The 17,118-nt window shown below is 69.9% G+C and carries 12 protein-coding genes; 4 read left to right on the forward strand and 8 right to left on the reverse strand.

Annotation, left to right across the window (positions count from 1 at the left end; all coding sequences use genetic code 11):
- Positions 1 to 5 precede the first annotated feature (5 nt).
- Together BAY61_RS21180 and BAY61_RS21185 are read right to left on the reverse strand one after the other, a co-directional pair.
- Entirely contained in the window at positions 6 to 935 is a 930-nt protein-coding gene (locus tag BAY61_RS21180) for a carbohydrate ABC transporter permease (RefSeq protein WP_091810281.1), read from the reverse strand.
- Between the two features lie 5 nt (positions 936 to 940).
- A complete protein-coding gene (locus BAY61_RS21185) occupies positions 941 to 2,251 on the reverse strand; it encodes an extracellular solute-binding protein (RefSeq protein WP_091810162.1) in 1,311 nt (436 codons plus the stop codon).
- Positions 2,252 to 2,479: 228 nt separating this feature from the next.
- On the opposite strand from BAY61_RS21185, the gene BAY61_RS21190 reads away from it, so the two are divergent.
- Positions 2,480 to 3,478 carry a LacI family DNA-binding transcriptional regulator gene (locus BAY61_RS21190; protein WP_176879888.1) on the forward strand — a complete coding sequence of 333 codons (999 nt, stop codon included), beginning with the start codon at positions 2,480 to 2,482 and terminating at the stop codon, positions 3,476 to 3,478.
- Entirely contained in the window at positions 3,475 to 5,802 is a 2,328-nt protein-coding gene (locus tag BAY61_RS21195; protein WP_091810164.1) for a glycoside hydrolase family 3 N-terminal domain-containing protein, read from the forward strand. Before BAY61_RS21190 ends, BAY61_RS21195 begins: the two co-directional genes overlap by 4 nt.
- 22 nt (positions 5,803 to 5,824) lie before the next feature.
- On the opposite strand, the gene BAY61_RS21200 is transcribed toward BAY61_RS21195, so the two are convergent.
- Complete coding sequence (locus BAY61_RS21200; RefSeq protein WP_091810166.1) at positions 5,825 to 6,745, reverse strand: proteasome assembly chaperone family protein; 921 nt, start codon at positions 6,743 to 6,745, stop codon at positions 5,825 to 5,827.
- 157 nt (positions 6,746 to 6,902) lie between these two features.
- Here BAY61_RS21200 and BAY61_RS21205 point away from each other — a divergent pair, with 157 nt between their 5' ends.
- Positions 6,903 to 8,234, forward strand: coding sequence for an ROK family protein (locus BAY61_RS21205; protein ID WP_091810168.1), 1,332 nt, complete (start codon positions 6,903 to 6,905; stop codon positions 8,232 to 8,234).
- 9 nt (positions 8,235 to 8,243) lie between these two features.
- The gene (locus BAY61_RS21210) at positions 8,244 to 8,852 is read left to right on the forward strand and encodes a TetR/AcrR family transcriptional regulator (protein ID WP_091810170.1); all 609 of its coding nucleotides are present in this window, start codon (positions 8,244 to 8,246) and stop codon (positions 8,850 to 8,852) included.
- Positions 8,853 to 8,958: 106 nt separating this feature from the next.
- Here BAY61_RS21210 and BAY61_RS21215 read toward each other — a convergent pair whose 3' ends face one another.
- The 5 genes from BAY61_RS21215 to cmk form a co-directional block, all read right to left on the reverse strand.
- Complete coding sequence (locus BAY61_RS21215; protein ID WP_091810172.1) at positions 8,959 to 10,272, reverse strand: M1 family metallopeptidase; 1,314 nt, start codon at positions 10,270 to 10,272, stop codon at positions 8,959 to 8,961.
- On the reverse strand, positions 10,269 to 14,177 hold the full coding sequence (locus BAY61_RS21220; RefSeq protein WP_091810174.1) for a Pls/PosA family non-ribosomal peptide synthetase: 3,909 nt from the start codon (positions 14,175 to 14,177) through the stop codon (positions 10,269 to 10,271). The genes BAY61_RS21215 and BAY61_RS21220 overlap by 4 nt, the downstream gene beginning before the upstream one ends.
- A gap of 141 nt (positions 14,178 to 14,318) precedes the next feature.
- A complete protein-coding gene (der, locus tag BAY61_RS21225; RefSeq protein WP_091810176.1) occupies positions 14,319 to 15,737 on the reverse strand; it encodes a ribosome biogenesis GTPase Der in 1,419 nt (472 codons plus the stop codon).
- A complete protein-coding gene (locus BAY61_RS21230) occupies positions 15,734 to 16,381 on the reverse strand; it encodes a lysophospholipid acyltransferase family protein (RefSeq protein WP_091810178.1) in 648 nt (215 codons plus the stop codon). The genes der and BAY61_RS21230 overlap by 4 nt, the downstream gene beginning before the upstream one ends.
- Entirely contained in the window at positions 16,378 to 17,082 is a 705-nt protein-coding gene (gene cmk, locus BAY61_RS21235; RefSeq protein ID WP_091810180.1) for a (d)CMP kinase, read from the reverse strand. The genes BAY61_RS21230 and cmk overlap by 4 nt, the downstream gene beginning before the upstream one ends.
- Between the last annotated feature and the right edge of the window lie 36 nt (positions 17,083 to 17,118).

Raw genomic sequence — 17,118 nt, forward strand, 5'->3', positions numbered from 1 at the left:
GGTCGTCAGGCTCCTTCCTGCTGGCTGCCCCTGCGGAAGCTGGTCAGCCGCGACAGCCCGAGCGCAAGCGCGAGACCCGTGGCCACGAGCACAACGGCGAGTGTGCTGGCCCTGCCCATCTCGTTGCTGGAGAACCCGCTGAGGTACATGTCGAGCGGCAGCAGGCGGGTCGCGTTGCCCGGACCTCCTCCGGTGAGCACGAACACGAGGTCGAAGTAGGTCAGCGAGCCGACGAGCATGAGCGTCGACGAAGTGATGATCGTGTACCGCAGCTGGGGCAGCGTGATGTGGAAGAACTGCCTGACCCTTCCCGCTCCGTCGAGTTCGGCCGCCTCGTACAGCGAGCCGGGAATCTGCCGTACCCCCGCCTGGTACAGCAACGTGTGGAACGGGATGAACTGCCAGGCGATGACGAAAACGACCACGTACAGCGCGAGGTCACGGTCGCCGAGCCAGTCCTGCGCGAACGCCTCGACGCCGAAGGCGAGACTCATCCCGAAATTCGGGTCGAGCAACGCCTTGAACGCGATCGCGATGGCCGCCGAGGACAGCAGCATCGGCAGGAAGTACAACACGCCGAGAACGGCCCGGTACCGGCCTTTCGCCGCGATGAGCACGCCGAGCAGCAACGAGACGGGCGTTTGCACGAGCCAGCTCAGCACCATCACCTGGACGCTGAGCCAGATCGCGTGATACGTGCCGGGATCGCCGAGCACGGCGGCCCAGTTGGCGAGACCGGCCCAGTTCATGTCCGTGATGCCGTCCCAGTTCACGAGGCTCAGCAGCACGACCCCGATCAGCGGGATGAAGGCGAACACGCCGAAGAACGCCAGCGCGGGCACCGCCATGACCGGATGCGGTCCGGCGCGGTGCCGCCGAGCGCCGGGCTCACGCCCCGTCTCGGCGGCCCCTTCCGCCTCCCGCTGCCGCAGCATCGTGTTCACGGCTGTTCGATGGTCTTGTTCATGTTGGCCGCGAACTGCTGGGGCGTGATCTGTTTGCCGAAGAGCTGATCGAGGTTGTTCAGCAGCGCGTCGGCCTGTTTCGGGGTGAGCGCCTGATCCCAGGAAAGCTGGAAGCTCGGCGCCTCGGCCGCCAGATCGTAGACGTAGGAAAGGTATTCCGGCGCGTCACTGCCGGCGAGCTTGCTCTCGATTCCGGTGACCGGCGGAACGGAACCGTTGGCAAGCAACGTGTCCACATAGGAATCCGACATCAGGCCGTCCTTGAGGTAGGACACCGCGGCCTGCCGTTGCTCGTCGGTCGCCTCGGCGGAAACGGCCCAGAAGTTCGCGGGGTTGCCGACGATGTCGGCGGGGTTTCCGGCTCCTCCCTCGACCGTGGGGAAGGTCGTGTACCCGAGGTTGCCGGACTCGATGAACTCCGGCGCTGCCTGCTTGATCGTGGGATAGGCCCACGAACCCATCAGGTACATCGCCGCCTTGCCCGTGTAGAGCAGTGCCGCGTCCGCGCCGTTGTCGGTGGCGATCGAATTGAAGCCCTTGACGAATCCCCCGCTGTCGACGAGTTCCTGGATCATTTCGGCCGATCGCAGAATCGCGGGGTGTGACCAGGAGTCCGGTTCGTTCGCCGCGATCGCCTCGAATACCTCAGGACCTCCGATGCGGTCGACGAGGTATTCCGCCCACATGAGTTGCGGCCACTTGCTCTGCCCTCCCATCGAGAACGGCGCGATGCCCGCTTCGGTGAAGACGGGAACGAGCCGCATCAGGTCGTCCCACGTCTTCGGCGGCTGGGCGCCGACCCGGTCGAAGAGTTCCTTGTTGTAGTAGAGCAACACCGGCTGCATCCCGTTGTTCGGCACCGCGTAGGTCTTGCCGCCGACCATTCCGGTCTTCAGCACGGATTCGAGGAACCGGCCGGTGAACTGGGGATCCTCGTTCGCGTATGCGGAAAGGTCGGCCACTTTTCCTGCCTGCACCCAGGAACGCAGTGTTCCCCCGCCCCAGCCGAAGATGAGCGTCGGCGCGTCTCCCGCTCCGATCGACGTGCGGATCTTCTGCTTGTAGGCGTCGTTGGCGAAGAACTCCACCGTGACGGCGGAATCGGCGTTGTCGTTGTTCCACGATTCGAACGAACCGCGGATGGTCTGCTCGTCGCCCCCGGTGAGTGCCCACGCCGAGGTACCGGCACCGGCACCGGGTCCGCTGGTTCCGCACGCGGTGACAAGGGCGAGAACCACGGCGGCCCCCGCGGCGAGCAACGCTCTCGATCGCTTACCCAGTGCCATGACACGCCTTCCTCGTCGAAGGGTCCGAAAGTTTTCGGAAACACTATGGTGTGTGAGGACCATAGAGAGAACGACAAGTGCACGTCAAGAAGGTGCTTTCTGGAATCTTATGGTTATAGTGAGCAGAAATCTTTCGGCAACAACATTCGCGCGAACTGATGGAGGTTGAGGGTGGCCGGATTGCCAGGAGGGGCGGGGGCCGTGGGCGCGAAGCGCGCGACGCTGGCCATGGTCGCGGAGGTCGCGGGCGTTTCGCTGCCCACGGCGTCGAAAGTCCTCAACGGCAGGGGCGATGTCGCCTCGGCGACGAGAGCGCGCGTCGAGGACGCCGTACGCGAACTCGGCTACGTGCAGCCAGTGGGCAGGCGCGCGATCACCCCGGCGAGGTCCGTCGATCTCGTCTTCGACGAACTCGTCAGCCCGTACTCGCTTGAGGTACTGCGCGGGGTCACCGAAGCCGGCGCCAAGGCCGGCGTCGACGTCGTCGTCGGCACCGTGCCACGCCCCGACGACGCCGACGCGCCCGCGACGGGCTGGGCCAACCGGCTCAAGGCCGCGGGAAGAGAGGGCCTGATCGTGGTCACCTCCGAACTGAATCTCGCCCAGGTCGAGAGCTTCGCTGACGCCGGGCTTCCGCTCGTGGTGATCGACCCGCTGAACCTGCCGAGGGTCGAGGTGACGAGTGTCGGTGCCACCAACTGGTCCGGCGGGCTGACCGCGACCGAGCACCTGCTTTCGCTGGGGCACAAGAGAATCGGCTTCGCAGGCGGTCCGGAACGGGCCTCGTGCGGGCAGGCAAGACTGCACGGATACCGGGCCGCGCTGGAGAAGGCGGGACTGTCCGGTGAACCGGAACTGGTGCTGCACGGCGCTTTCGGCTACCCAGAGGGGCTGGAGATGGGACGGCGCCTGCTGGAGCTGGACGATCCGCCGACCGCGATCTTCGCCGCGAGCGACGCGACCGCGCTCGGCGTCGTCGAGGCTGCCCGCAGGCTGGGACTGCGCGTACCGCAGGACCTCAGCGTCGTGGGTTTCGACGACACCATCCTCGCGACACTGGCGACCCCCGCGCTCACCGTCGTCCGCCAGCCGTTGCCGGACATGGGCAGGGTCGCGCTGCGCACCCTGCTGCGGCTCGCGGCCGGTGAGACGCTCGACGCCCACCACGTCGAACTGGCGACGCACCTCGTCGTCAGGGACTCGACCGCGCGGGCGGGGCAGCGATGACCCGGCCGCGCTGGCAAGATCCGGCCGCCTCGCCCGCGCGGCGCGCCGAGGCGCTGCTGCCACTGCTGACGCTGACCGAGAAGGTCGCGCAACTCGGCAGCGCGTGGCCAGGCAACGACGCGGTGAGCGGCAACGTGGCGCCCATGCAGGACGTCTTCGCCGGCGGCGCCGACGGTGCGGGATACGACGAGGCCAGGGAACACGGACTCGGCCACCTGACCAGGGTCTTCGGCACCGTGCCCCGCACCGTCGCCGAGGGCACCGCGCGGATCGTCGCGCTACAGCGGGACATCGTCGACAACACCCGCCTCGGCATCCCGGCCATCGTGCACGAGGAATGTCTCACCGGCTTCGCGACCTACGGCGCGACCGTCTACCCGACGCCGCTTGCCATGGCGGCGACCTTCGACGCCGGTCTCATCGAGCGGGTGGCCTCGGCGATCGGGAGGGACCTGCGGTCGGTCGGCGTACATCAGGGACTTTCCCCCGTGCTCGACGTGGTGCGCGACTACCGCTGGGGCCGGGTCGAGGAAACGCTCGGCGAGGATCCCTATCTCGTCGCGATGCTCGGCGCTGCCTACGTGCGCGGGATCCAGCACGAGGGAATCACCGCCACCGTCAAGCATTTCGCCGGCTACTCCGCTTCCCGGGCCGCGCGCAATCACGCCCCGGTGTCGATCGGCCCGCGCGAGCTGCGGGACATCCTGCTCCCCCCGTTCGAGATGGCCATCCGGGAGGCGGAGGCGGGGTCGGTGATGAACGCCTACGTCGACCTCGACGGCGTGCCCGCCGCGGCGAATTCCGCGCTGCTGACCGGAATTCTGCGCGAGGAGTGGGGATTCGGCGGCGTCGTCGTCTCCGACTACTGGTCCATTCCGTTTCTGCAAACCATGCACGGGATCGCCGACGGCAAGGGCACGGCCGGTGCGAGCGCGCTGCTGTCCGGAGTGGACGTCGAGCTTCCCGAACGCGTGTGCTTCGGCAAGGAACTCGTCGAACTCGCGCGGTCCGACGACGAGGTCGCCGCCGCCGTCGACAGGTCGGTACTTCGTCTGCTCGAACACAAAGCGCGCCTCGGACTCCTCGATCCGGGGTGGATTCCCGAGTCCGCCGTGGACCCGGAAGCGGATCTCGATTCCCCGCACAACAGGGCACTCGCCCTCGACGTCGCCGAGAAATCGGTGGTGTTGCTGGCCAACGACGGCACCCTCCCGCTCGCGCAACAGCCCGAGGGCACGGCGATCGCCGTCGTGGGCCCCTGTGCCGACGAGGCACTGCCGCTGCTGGGTTGCTACTCCTATCCCAACCACGTGCTGCCCCGCTATCCGGACCTGGATCCGGGGATCTCGGTGCCGACCGTGGTAGCCGCGCTGCGAACGGAACTGCCGGAGGCCACGATCACGACGGCACCTGGCTGCCCGGTCGCCGAGCCAGACCGGTCGGGAATCGCCGAGGCGGTCGCGCTCGCCGAGAGCGCGCGGTTGTGCGTCGCGGTCGTCGGCGACAAGCCGGGCATGTTCGGCGAGGGCACCTCCGGCGAGGGCTGCGACGTCGCCGACCTCCGGCTGCCAGGGGTTCAGCACGACCTGCTGCGCGCACTGCTAGACACGGGAACCCCGGTCGTGGTCGTCGTGGTGTCGGGCCGCCCCTATGCGCTCGGCGACTATGAAAGGGCCGCCGCGCTGATTCAGGCTTTCCTGCCGGGGCAACGAGGAGCGGAGGCGATCGCCGGCGTCGTCTCCGGCCGGATCTCGCCTTCGGGCAGGCTGCCCGTGCAGGTGCCGAGGCTGCCGGGAGGGCAGCCGGGGACCTACCTGCAACCTCGGCTCGGCGGCAACAGCGAGGGCATCAGCAACCTCGACCCGAGTCCGCTGTTTCCGTTCGGGCACGGGCTTTCCTACACCGAATTCCACTACGGACCGCCGCGCCTCGACAGCACGACCATCTCGACGGCGGGGCTGATCCGCGTCACCGTCGAAATCCGCAACGTCGGTGACCGCGCCGGAGCCGAGGTGGTTCAGCTCTATCTCCGCGATCCCTGCGCCCAGGTGACGCGGCCGGTGCGCCAGCTGGCCGGATTCGCGAGAGTGGAGCTGGCCTCGGGAAAGGGCGCGGAGGTCACCTTCGCCGTGCACGCGGATCGGACCGCGTTCACGGGCACCGATCTGCGGCGGATCGTCGAGCCGGGAACCATCGAGGTCTTCGTCGGCCGTTCGGCACTCGACCTTCCGTGCGCGGCGTCGTTCGAACTCACCGGGCCGGTCCGCGAGGCGGGCGCTGACCGGGTACTCACGACCCCGGTCAGCGTCAAACCGTCACCGTGAGTCCGAAATGGACCCAGCGGACTCAGGGTTCGTTGGGATCGTTGCGTCCCCGCTGCTCGGCGAGGAACCGCTCGAACTGACTCGCCAGCTCGTCGGCGGTCGGCATCTCGGCATCCCCCGCGAGCAGATTGTCCTCGGAGCTGGCCGCGGTGAACGTGTCGTACTGCCGCTCAAGCGCCCGCACGACGTCGGCGACCTCCTCCGACTCGCGCACCTGGCGGTCGACCTCGACGTCGGTGCGAGCCGCCGCGTCCCGCAGCTGCTCGCCTGGCAGGTTCAGCCCCGTCGCCCGCTCGATCGAGTCGAGCAGGGCCAGCCCCGCGGCGGGATACGTGGCCTGCGCGAGGTAGTGCGGGACGTGCGCGGCGAAACCGACGGCGTCGTGTCCCGCTTGGCCGAGCCGCCACTCCAGCAACGAGGCGGCGCTGCCGGGAATCTGCATCTGACTGAACACCGGCCGGTAGCCCGACACCAGTTCGGACCGGGTTCCGTGCGCCGTCACCCCGAGCGGCCGGGTGTGCGGAACACCCATGGGGATGCCGTGGAAGTTGACGCTCAGGCGGACCTGCCAGCGCTCGACGAGACCGCGGACCGCCGCGGTGAACCGCTCCCACTCCCGGTCCGGCTCGGGGCCTGTCAGCAGCAGGAACGGAGTCGCGTTGTGGTCGTGCAGCAACCGCACGACCAGTTCCGGCGCCTCGTAGGACTCCCAGTGGTCGCCCGCGTACGACATCGGCGGCCTGCGCGAGCGGTAGTCGATGAGCCGGTCGACATCGAATCGTGCGACCACCTCGCCCCGCAATTGGTCAACCAGATGCTCGGCCACCGCGCCGCCTGCCGAACCCGCGTCGATGAAACCGTCCAGGTGGTACAGCAGCACCGCACCGTCGAGCACGGGAACGTCCGAGTCCACCTCGTACAGCTCCTCCGGATCCGGCACCACGGTGAAACCTCCTGTAGCTCTTGTCGCGCGCTCGATGTCCCTGAAGCGGCAACCCGTACAGCACTACCAACATTCCGGGACGCGTATTCCATCCCATCACACCGGGACAACGTGCCCGGCGGGGATACGGCCACGTCATTCGGCCCCGCCCCGCCGCATGGTGGAAGATGACGAGGTGCAGGCTTCGCAGACTCGCGGCCCCGGTGGGCTGGCTCCGGACTACATCGACAGCCTCGCCGTCGTGCTCGACCTCGTGCGCTCCGGCACCGCGAGGACCAGGCCGGAGCTGAGCAGAAGGTCGGGTCTCGGCCGCACCGTGGTCACCCAGCGCGTCAATCAGCTCGCCGAACGCGGTCTGCTCGAAGAGGGCGCGCTGGGTCCTTCCAGCGGCGGAAGGGCACCGAGGGAACTGCGGTTTCGCGCGGGCGCGGGGGTCGTGCTCGCGGCGGAGCTGGGAGCCACGAGCATCGTCGTCGGGGTCACCGATCTTTCCGGCAACGTGCTCGCCGAGCGCGAGGAGAACACCGACATTGCGCTCGGTCCCGAACCGGTGCTGGACCTGGTCGAGTCTCTCTTCGAGGTGCTGCTCGACGAGGTGCGCGCCACGACCGGCGCCGAACCTTCCGTGTGGGGTGTCGGCATCGGGCTTCCCGGCCCGGTGGAGTTCGCGAAAGGACGGCCGAGCGCGCCGCCCATCATGCCCGGCTGGGACGGCTACCCTGTGCGCGACCGAATCGCGGCCAAGTACTCGGCCCCGGTGTGGGTCGACAACGAAGTGAACACGATGGCGCTTGGCGAATTGCGCGCCGGTTCGGCCAAAGGACAACGCGACATCCTCTACATCAAGATGGGGACCGGCATCGGCGCGGGGCTGATCTCGGGCGGTCACATCCATCGCGGGAGCCAAGGGTGCGCCGGCGACATCGGTCATGCCGCTGTCGCCGACGAGGCCACCGTCGTCTGCCGGTGCGGCAACACCGGTTGCCTTGAGGCGTACGCGGGAGGAGCGGCACTCGCGAGGGACGGGCTCGCCGCCGCGGAGGAAGGCCGCAGCGAATTCCTCGCCGCCGTCCTCGCCGAGAACGGCGCGGTCACCGCCGCCGATCTGTCGAGAGCGGCACAAAGCGGCGACCGCACGTCCGTCGAATTGCTCACCAGAGCGGGCAGGCTCGTCGGCAACCTGCTCGCCACGCTCGTCAGTTTTTACAACCCGGCGCTGGTCATCATCGGCGGCGGGGTCGCGGGCGCCGGCGATCTGCTGCTCGCCGCCGTCCGCGAATCGGTCTACCGTCGTTCGCTGCCTCTCGCCACGCGCGAGCTGCGGCTTACCAGATCCACGCTGAGCGACAGGGCCGGTCTCGTCGGCGCGGCGTTCATGGTCATCGACGAATTGTTCACCCCGGAACGGCTCGGCTACTGGGTCGACGCGGGGTCGCCCGCGGGCTCCCCCGATCTCGTCGAGGTCCCATTGCGGGCTCCGCTGCTCTAGCCTTGGCCTGTGCCAGGGCGGTTCTACGCCGGTCGTTCGGCCGAGGCTCGCCGCGCCGAGCGTCGGCAACGGCTGCTGGACTCCGCGCTCGCCCTCTTCGGCGAAGCCGGATACCCGGCGACCTCCATCGAACGGGTGTGCGCGGCTGCTGGAGTGTCCACTCGCAATTTCTACGAGGAATTTCCCAGTCGCGCGGCATTGCTGACAACCGTCCACGACCGTGTCTCGCGGCAACTCCTTTCGGCGGTGACGACCGCACTCGCCGCGACGGCGGGCGAACCGTTCGACCGCAGGATCGCGGCTTCGGCGACCGCCTACCTCACCGTCATCGGGACCGATCCCCGGACGGCTCGACTGTCCTATGTGGAGATCATGGGGGTCGATGAAGAGGTCGAGCGGCACCGGCTCCGCTGGCGGGAACGCTGGGTCGCGCTGTACTGCGCCGAAGCGCAGTGGTCCGATCCCGACAGTCAGGACGTGCGGTGGGGCGCGCTCGCGTTGCTCGGCGCCATGCGGGAACTCGGCTACGAGTGGTCGAGGTCCCCGGAAGGGCGCTCGCTTGAGGATGTCGTCGAGCAGATCGTCCGCCTCGCCAGGTGCACGCTGCGCCCTGCCTGACGGGCGACGGCGCGCGAGCGCGGAACTCGCGGCCCTGGACGCGGAACTCGGCGTCCCGAGTGCGGAACTCGGCGTCCTGGACGGGGGACTCGCGCGGTTACTGCGGTTACGGCAACGGGGGCAGGGCGGGGCCGGTCAGCCAGGCCGCGAAGAAGCGGTCCAAGGCGCGGCCCGCGTGTGTCTCGGCGAGCGCGACGAACGCCTCCGTGGTGACCGTGCCGTGCCGGTAGGTGTCCGCCCAGTCGCGCAACAACGCGAAGAACGTCGCGTCGCCGAGTTCCCCGCGCAGCGCGTGCAGCGTCAGCGCCCCGCCCTTGTAGACGCGCTCGTCGAACATGTTCGCCACGCCGGGGTCGCCGATGCTCGGCTCGGCCGCCCGCCCGGACAGCACCCTGTGCCAGCGCCGGGCCAGCGCTTCGGCGGAGGGGCCGCCCGTTTCCGCCGACCACAGCCACTCCGCGTAGGTCGCGAATCCCTCGTTGAGCCAGATGTGCCGCCAGTCCGCGACGGTGAGGCTGTTGCCGAACCACTGGTGCGCCAGCTCGTGCACCGCGAGCCGTTCGGCTCCGCCGGTGCCGTCGACGTGGTTGGCTCCGAACACCGCCATCCCCTGCGCTTCGATCGGATCGTCCAGCTCGTCGTCGGTGACCACGACGACGTACTCGGCAAAGGGATAGGGACCGAAGTACCGGCTCAGCAAGGAAAGCATCTCCGCCTGCCGCGCGAAGTCGGCACCGGCCTTCTCCCGCAGCCGCGCGGGAACGGCCACCCTGACCCTGTCCCCGAACCGCAGCTCGGCGTAGCGGCCGATGTACACGCCCATGAGGTAGCTGGCAGTCGGCTCCCGGCGCTCGTAGACCCAGGTCGTGGTGCTCGCCGCCCTGCGAACCGAGACCAGGTCGCCCGTGGCGAGCACCGAGTACGCCGACGACGTGGTCAGCGCGAGCCGGTAGCTCGCCTTCGCCGAAGGCCGGTCGTCGCAGGGAAACCACGAAGGGGCGCCGACCGGCTGGCTCGCGACGATGGCCCCGTCGGCGAGCTCGTCCCAGCCGACCTCACCCCAGTACGCGGTGCCGACCGGCCGGGGATTGCCCGAGTACCTGACGGTCACGGTGAATTCGGCACCGGAGGGAATGGCGCGGGCGGGGCGCACGGTCAGTTTCCCGGGGCGCTGGGAATACCGGGCCTGCCGCTGGTCGACGAGCACCCTGCCGATCTTGAAGCCGGAAAGGTCGAGGCTGAACCTCGACAACGTCGCCGTCGCGACGGCGGTGATCGTCACCGTGCCGGCGAGCCGGTTGGCCACGAGCCGGTAGTCGAGGTCGAGATCGTAGTGCCGCACCCGGTATCCGCCGTTGCCGTGCGAGGGCAGGTAGCTGTCCCCCGAGGTGTCGGCGCCGGGGGAAGGCGAATCGGTCACGCTCGGCGTCCTCCAGGCTTGCTCGGCCAGGCCGCGATCGGGTTGCCCAGCCAGCGCGAGTCAGGCGGCACCGCGTCACCCCTCGTCACCAGCGAACCGGGGCCGACGGTGGTGCGCGCGCCGATGCTCGCGCCGGGCAGCACGATACCGTGCGGGCCGAGGGTGGCTCCCTCACCGAGCCGCACCGTGTCCATGCTCATGATCCGGTCGTGGAAAAGGTGTGTCTGGACCACGCAGCCGCGATTCACCGCCGCGCCGTCGCCGATGCGCACCAGATCGGCCTCCGGCAGCCAGTAGGTCTCCAGCCAGGCGCCCTTGCCGACCGAGGCCCCCATCGTGCGCAGCCACGCCGGCAGCAGCGGCGTCCCCGCCGCCGCGCCCGCGAACCAGGGAACGGCCAGCACCTCGACGAACGTGTCGGCGAGTTCGGCCCTCCACACGAACGAGCTCCACAGTGGACGTTCACGCGGCCGGAACCTGCCTACCAGCAACCATTTCACGGCGCTCGTCAGGGCGGCGGCGACCGTTCCAGCGACGAGCAGCACCCCGGCGGAGGCCAGCGCGGCGACCCACGGCGCGGTGGCGTCGGCGAGCGCGATCAGCGCGGCGACGACGAGCACGGTCATCGCGAAGGAACACATGACGGGAACGACCCTGCACAGCTCGACGGCGGCTCTCGCCGCCCTCAGCCTCGCGGGAGGGGCGAAGGTGCGGCTGGTGTCGGCGGTCTCGACCGCCCTGCGCAACGGCATCGGCGGCATCCCCAGCCACGAGGATCCCTTCTTCGCCTTCGCAGGCGCCGAGGAGAGCACCCCGACCAGCCCGCGCTTGGGCACCGTGCGGCCCGGCGCCGCCATTCCCGAATTGCCGAGGAAGGCGTTCTTGCCGATCCTGGCCGGACCGACGTGCAGCCAGCCCTTGCCGAGCTCGTAGGTCGCGACCATCGTGTCGTCGGCGAGGAAGGCGCCAGCCGCGATCTTGGTCATGGACGGCAGCGCCAGCACCGTCGAAGCCTCGACCCCCTTGCCGACCTTCGCGCCGAGCAGCCGCAGCCACACCGGGGTGAACAGGCTGGCGTACAAGGGAAAGAGCGCGACCCTCGCCGAGTCCATGAGCCGTTCCGTCGCCCACACCCGCCAGGCGACCCTGCCGTGCACGGGGTGGTGTCCCGCGCGGATGCCGATACTCAGCGCCCGCACCCCGGCGAGCACGAGCAGCGCGTAACCACACAGGTAGGCCAGTGTCGCGAAGGGCACGGCGAGCAACGCCGAGCCGAGCGCACCGGCGAGGCTCCCGGTTCCACTCACCGCGGCGCCGAGCACCAGCAGCGCGGGGACGGCGGCCAGCAGCGGAAGCAGGCCGAGCACGACGGAACTCGCCGCGTAACCGAAGGCCCAGCGCGCCGACCTCGGCGCGTGTTCGGCAGGCCACCGCGCGCTGTCCCTCGGCTGTCTGCTTCCCGGCGAACCGGCCCAGCGCCGTCCGGAGGGCACGGCACCGCTCACCGTGGAACCGGCGGCGATCTCGGCCGCCTTGCCGACCCGCGTACCCGGAAGCAACGTGCTGCGGGCGCCGATCCTCGCGCCGGAACCGATCCTGATCTCTCCGATATGGACGAGATCACCGTCGACCCAGTACCCGCGCAGGTCCGTTTCGGGTTCGACGGCGGCGCCCTTCCCGAGTTTGAGCATGCCGGTGACCGGAGGCGGCGCGTGCAGGTCGACGTCCGCGCCGACCTTGGCACCGAGCGCCCTCGCGTAGTGCGTCGTCCAGGCCGCGCCTGCCACCTCCGTCGCGCCGCTGAGGTCGGCCAGCGACTGCGCCGCCCACAGTCTCAGGTGCACGCCACCACCACGCGGGTAGCTGCCAGGCCGCAGGCCGCGCAACAGCAACCGTGCGCCGGCCGAGGAGACGGCGATCCTTCCGAGCGGGCTGAACAGCACGAGCCAGGCGAGCACCAGCACCCACACCGGCGTGACCGGCGCCCAGCCGAGACCGAACCAGGCGCCCAGCACGGTGGACACCACGGCGGCTCCGGTGGCCCACCGCAGACCTGGCAACGTCAGCAACGGCAGCAGCAGCGCCAGCTGAACACACTTGGCCTTGGTGCCGACTGGCCGCACCTTTCTGGCGACCGTGCTCCCCGCGTCGAGCGTGTCGATCTTGGCTGCCAGCGCGCCGAGAGTCGGCGTGCGGTAGACGTCGGTCACCGAGACGGCCGGGTACCTGGCTCTGACGCGGGCGACGAACTGTGCGGCGGTGAGGCTGCCCCCGCCGTCGCGGAAGAAGTCGGCGCCCGGGCCCTCGGCCCGCACCCCGAGTACGTCCTCCCAGCTCTCGGCGAGCCAGGCTTGCGTCGCGCTCAGCGCTGGTTCCGCCGCACCTTCCACCGAGGGTGGAGGCCATGGCAGCGCGGCCCTGTCCACCTTGCCGGAAGTACGCGTCGGCAGTTCGGCGACGACGGCAAGCACGGGAACGAGCGCGGCGGGAAGCTCGCCGCGCAACGAGGCCATCGCGGCGTCCCTTTCAAAGCCGGGACCCTTCGGCACGACGTAGCCGACGAGCACCTGGTTGCCCGCCGCGGTGGTGCGCACGGCCGCGGCGGCTCCGGCTACGCCCGGCAGGGCGGCCAGCGCGGCGTCGACCTCGCCGAGCTCGATCCGTCTCCCGCCGAGTTTGATCTGCTCGTCGGCCCTGCCGAGAAACAGCAGCCCCTCCGGTTCGGCGCGCACCAGGTCACCGCTGCGGTAGGCCCTCGGCCAGCCCAGCGAAGCCAACGGCGCGAACTTCTCCTCGTCCTTGGCGGGGTCGAGATACCTTGCCAGACCGGCACCGCCGATGACCAGCTCTCCGGTCTCCCCCATGGCGACCGGTTCGCCGTTCTCGCCGACGACGGCGAGCTGCCAGCCCGCGAGCGGGAGCCCGATGCGCACCGGCCCCGATCCGGTGAGCTTCGCCGCGGTCGCCACCACGGTGGCCTCGGTGGGGCCGTAGGTGTTCCATACCTCGCGACCCGGCGCCGCGACCCGCTCGGCCAGTTCCGCCGGGCACGCCTCACCACCGAAGATCAGCAGCCGGACCCGGTCGAGTGCCTCGCCCGGCCACAGCGCGGCCAGCGTCGGCACGGTCGACACGACCGTGATCCGCTTGGCCACCAGCCATGGCCCGAGGTCGACCCCCGTTCTCACCAGCGAGCGCGGTGCGGGTACGAGGCAGGCTCCGTTGCGCCAGGCAAGCCACATCTCCTCGCACGAGGCGTCGAAGGCGACCGAAAGCCCGGCGAGCACCCTGTCCCCCGGCCCGAGCGGGTCGGCCGCGAGGAACAGCCCCGCCTCGGCGTCGACGAACGCGGCGGCAGCCGCATGGGTCACCGCGACACCCTTCGGCGTTCCGGTCGAGCCCGACGTGAAGATGATCCACGCGTCATCGCCCGGCAACGGTGCTTCCTGCCCGGAGAACGCCACGCCGCGTGGTGAGCCGAGCATGGTGAGCGCCCCCGCCTCACCGAGAACGGCGCACACCCCGGCCTCACCGAACACCAGGTCGGCACGCTCCTGAGGGTCGTCGGCGTCGACCGGGACGTAGGCGCATCCCGAGGCGAGGACGGCCAGCACGGCGACGTAGAGCTCCGTGGTCCCCGAGGACACGCGCACACCGACGCGGTCACCCGCGCCGATGCCCGCCGCGGCCAGCTTGCCGCGCACCACGTCGATCTCCTCGGCGAGTTCGCGGTAGCTGAGCACGCGGGTGCCGTCGTCGATCGCGGGCGCACCGGGGTGCAGCCGAGTCGTCTCGGTGAGGATGTCCAGCAGCGTGCGGACCGGAGCGGCGGGCCCCGACCGGAAAACCGCGTTCTGGTGAGCACCGGACCCGGCACGACCTGGCCGGTCGATGGTGACTGTCACGCGACCTCACAGCAGGTGAGAGGGGCATGCTCCGGGTGAGGCGCCCGCTGTCCAGCCCGTCAGCGTACTCGGCGGGTGAACAACGGGTGTCGCGGCAGTATCGATCGTGTCTCGGCGGTCACCCGGTGCCCCGTGGGCGAATCAGCGAGCCTTCCTCGGCTTCTTCTCCCTGACCCGCACGTTGATCCGCACCGGGCTGCCCTCGAACCCGAACCGCTCCCTGAACTTGCGCTCGATGAAGCGGCGGTAGCCGGCCTCAAGGAAGCCGGTCGTGAACAACACCAGCGTGGGTGGCCGGATCCCGGCCTGCGTCGCGAACAGCACCTTGGGCTGCTTGCCGCCACGCACCGGTGGCGGGGTCGCCGCGATGAGGTCGGCCAGCCAGCCGTTGAGCTGTCCCGTCGGAACCCGCTGGTCCCACGAGGCGAGCGCGGTCCGCAGCACCGGCGCCAGCTTGCGCACGGAACGGCCGGTGAGCGCCGAGATGTTGACCTTCTCGGCCCACGGCACCCGGACAAGTCCCCTGTCCAGCTCGCGATCGAGCTGGTGCCGCCGGTCCTCATCGACGAGATCCCACTTGTTGAAGGCGAGCACGAGAGCCCTGCCCGCGTCGACGACCATCGTGAGCACCCTGAGGTCCTGTTCCGAGATCGGTTCGCTCGCGTCGAGCAACACCACGACGACCTCGGCCGCGTCGATGGCGGTCCGCGTGCGCAGCGACGCGTAATACTCGGCACCGCTCGCGGTCTGCACCCGCTTGCGCAGGCCAGCGGTGTCGACGAAGCGCCACGGCTGCCCGTCCAGTTCCACGAGCGAGTCGACGGGGTCGACCGTGGTTCCCGCGACCGCGTCGACAACCGAACGCTGCTCGCCGGTGAGCTTGTTGAGCAGGCTCGACTTGCCGACGTTGGGCTTGCCGACCAGCGCGACCCTGCGCGGGCCCCCGCCAGAGGGGTCCCTGTCCTTCGGGGCCTCGGGAAGGGCGTCGACGATCGCGTCGAGCAGGTCGCCCGAACTGCGCCCGTGCAGCGCGCTCACCGGGCGCGGCTCCCCGAGGCCCAGTGTCCAAAGTGACGCGGTCTCGGCGAGCAACCGGTCGTCGTCCACCTTGTTCGCGGCGAGCAGCACCGGCTTCTTGGACCGGCGCAGCACCTTCGCGACGGCCTCCTCGGCGGCCGTCGCGCCGACGGCCGCGTCGACGACGAGCAGCACCGCGTCCGATGTGGACATCGCGTACTCGGCCTGCGCGGCTACCGAACCCTGCAAGCCGGTGACGCCGGGTTCCCAGCCGCCGGTGTCGACGACGGTGAACCTGCGGCCGTTCCACAACGCGTCGTAGGCGACCCTGTCCCTCGTCACCCCAGGCACGTCCTGAACGACGGCTTCCCTGCGCCCGATGATGCGGTTGACGAGCGTCGACTTGCCCACGTTCGGCCTGCCGACGACGGCGAGCACCGGCTGCGGGAGTGCGGCTTCCTCACCGTCGCCCTCGCCTGCCGCCTGCTCGTCGAGCCGGGCGAACTCGGTTTCGTCCGACCACGTGCCGTCTGCCTCGGTCATGATCCCTGCGTCTCTTTCCGTTGTGTGTCAAGCTCTTCGACGAGCGCCGCCAGCGACGCGCGGATGCGCTCCGTCGCCTCGGCAAGGCCCGTCCTTCCGCCGCCGATCTCCATCGCGAACGGCTGTCCCACCAGCACGTCCACTCTGGGCCGGAACCGGCGGCGCGACCCAACCGGCCGCAACGTTCCCCTGATGGCCACCGGCAGCACTCGCGCTCCGGACCTGCGCACCAGCCACGCGGCGCCCTGGTGGGCCTTGGTGACGTCACCGGATCCCCTCGTGCCCTCGGGGAACACGCCGACGAGCCCGCCTTCGGTGAGCAGCCCCGCCAGCGTCAGCAGCGGACCGCGATCGGCGGCTCCGCGCTTGACGGCGACCTGGCCGATCTTGCGCAATCCCCATCCGGCCGGTCCCCTGAACAACTCCTCCTTGACGAGGAACACCGAACGCCGGGGCAGCATTCCGAAAAGGAGCTGCGGTTCGATGAGCGAGCTGTGATTTGCCACCATCAGCACCGGCCCGGTGAGGGGAACGTTCGCGACGCCGGTGACCCGGATCCGGTAGGCAGGGCGGTACAGATTTCTCGCGATACCCCTGCCGACGTCGTGCAACCACGGCACGGCACCGGCAGGCAAACCGGTCACCGGCTGGCCCCCGCGTACTCGTCACCGAGCAGACCGCGCTGGCTCGCCAGTTCGCTCAACGCCACGATGACCTGGTCGATGGTCAGCTCCGTCGTATCGAAGACGACGGCGTCCTCGGCGGGCCGCATCGGCGAGGTCTTGCGCGTCGAGTCGAGCGTGTCCCTGCGGTCGACGGAGGCGAGCGCCTGTTCCGCGGTCAGCGTCCTGCCCGCCGCGGAGTCCTGCGCGCTGCGCCGCGCGGCCCGTACCTCGGCCGAGGCCGTGAGGTAGACCTTGAGCGGCGCGTCGGGGGCGACGACCGTGCCGATGTCCCTTCCGTCGACGACGATCCCGCCGACCGAGCGGAGCACGCTGGCGATGATCTCGCGCTGACCGGTGACGAGCAGTTCGCGCACGGCGGGTACCGCTGACACCGCCGACACCGCGCCGTTGACCCGTTCCGCACGAATCTGCTCCCCGACGTCCTCGCCGCCGAGCCGCGCCCTCGGCCGCGCGGGGTCGGTACCGACGCCGACCTCGACGTGACCCGCGAAGGCCGCGACGGCGACCGAGTCATCGGGATCGATGCCCTCACGCAGCACGGCGAGCGTGACCACCCGGTACATCGCGCCGGTGTCGAGATAGCCCGCACCGAGCGCGGCGGCGAGTTTGCGTGCCACGGTGGTCTTCCCGGTTCCCGAAGGGCCGTCCAGTGCAACCACTCCGTGTAGGGCTCCCGCCACCGGCCGTTCTCCTTG

The sequence above is a fragment of the Prauserella marina genome, assembly GCF_002240355.1.
GTDB classification, from domain to species: domain Bacteria; phylum Actinomycetota; class Actinomycetes; order Mycobacteriales; family Pseudonocardiaceae; genus Prauserella_A; species Prauserella_A marina.

Bases quoted from the DNA above. Each gene is read 5' to 3' on its own strand.
- BAY61_RS21180 (WP_091810281.1), bottom strand. From the start codon at position 935: ATGCTGCGGCAGCGGGAGGCGGAAGGGGCCGCCGAGACGGGGCGTGAG.
- BAY61_RS21185 (WP_091810162.1), bottom strand. From the start codon at position 2,251: ATGGCACTGGGTAAGCGATCGAGAGCGTTGCTCGCCGCGGGGGCCGCC.
- BAY61_RS21190 (WP_176879888.1), top strand. From the start codon at position 2,480: ATGGTCGCGGAGGTCGCGGGCGTTTCGCTGCCCACGGCGTCGAAAGTC.
- BAY61_RS21195 (WP_091810164.1), top strand. From the start codon at position 3,475: ATGACCCGGCCGCGCTGGCAAGATCCGGCCGCCTCGCCCGCGCGGCGC.
- BAY61_RS21205 (WP_091810168.1), top strand. From the start codon at position 6,903: ATGGTGGAAGATGACGAGGTGCAGGCTTCGCAGACTCGCGGCCCCGGT.
- der (WP_091810176.1), bottom strand. From the start codon at position 15,737: ATGACCGAGGCAGACGGCACGTGGTCGGACGAAACCGAGTTCGCCCGG.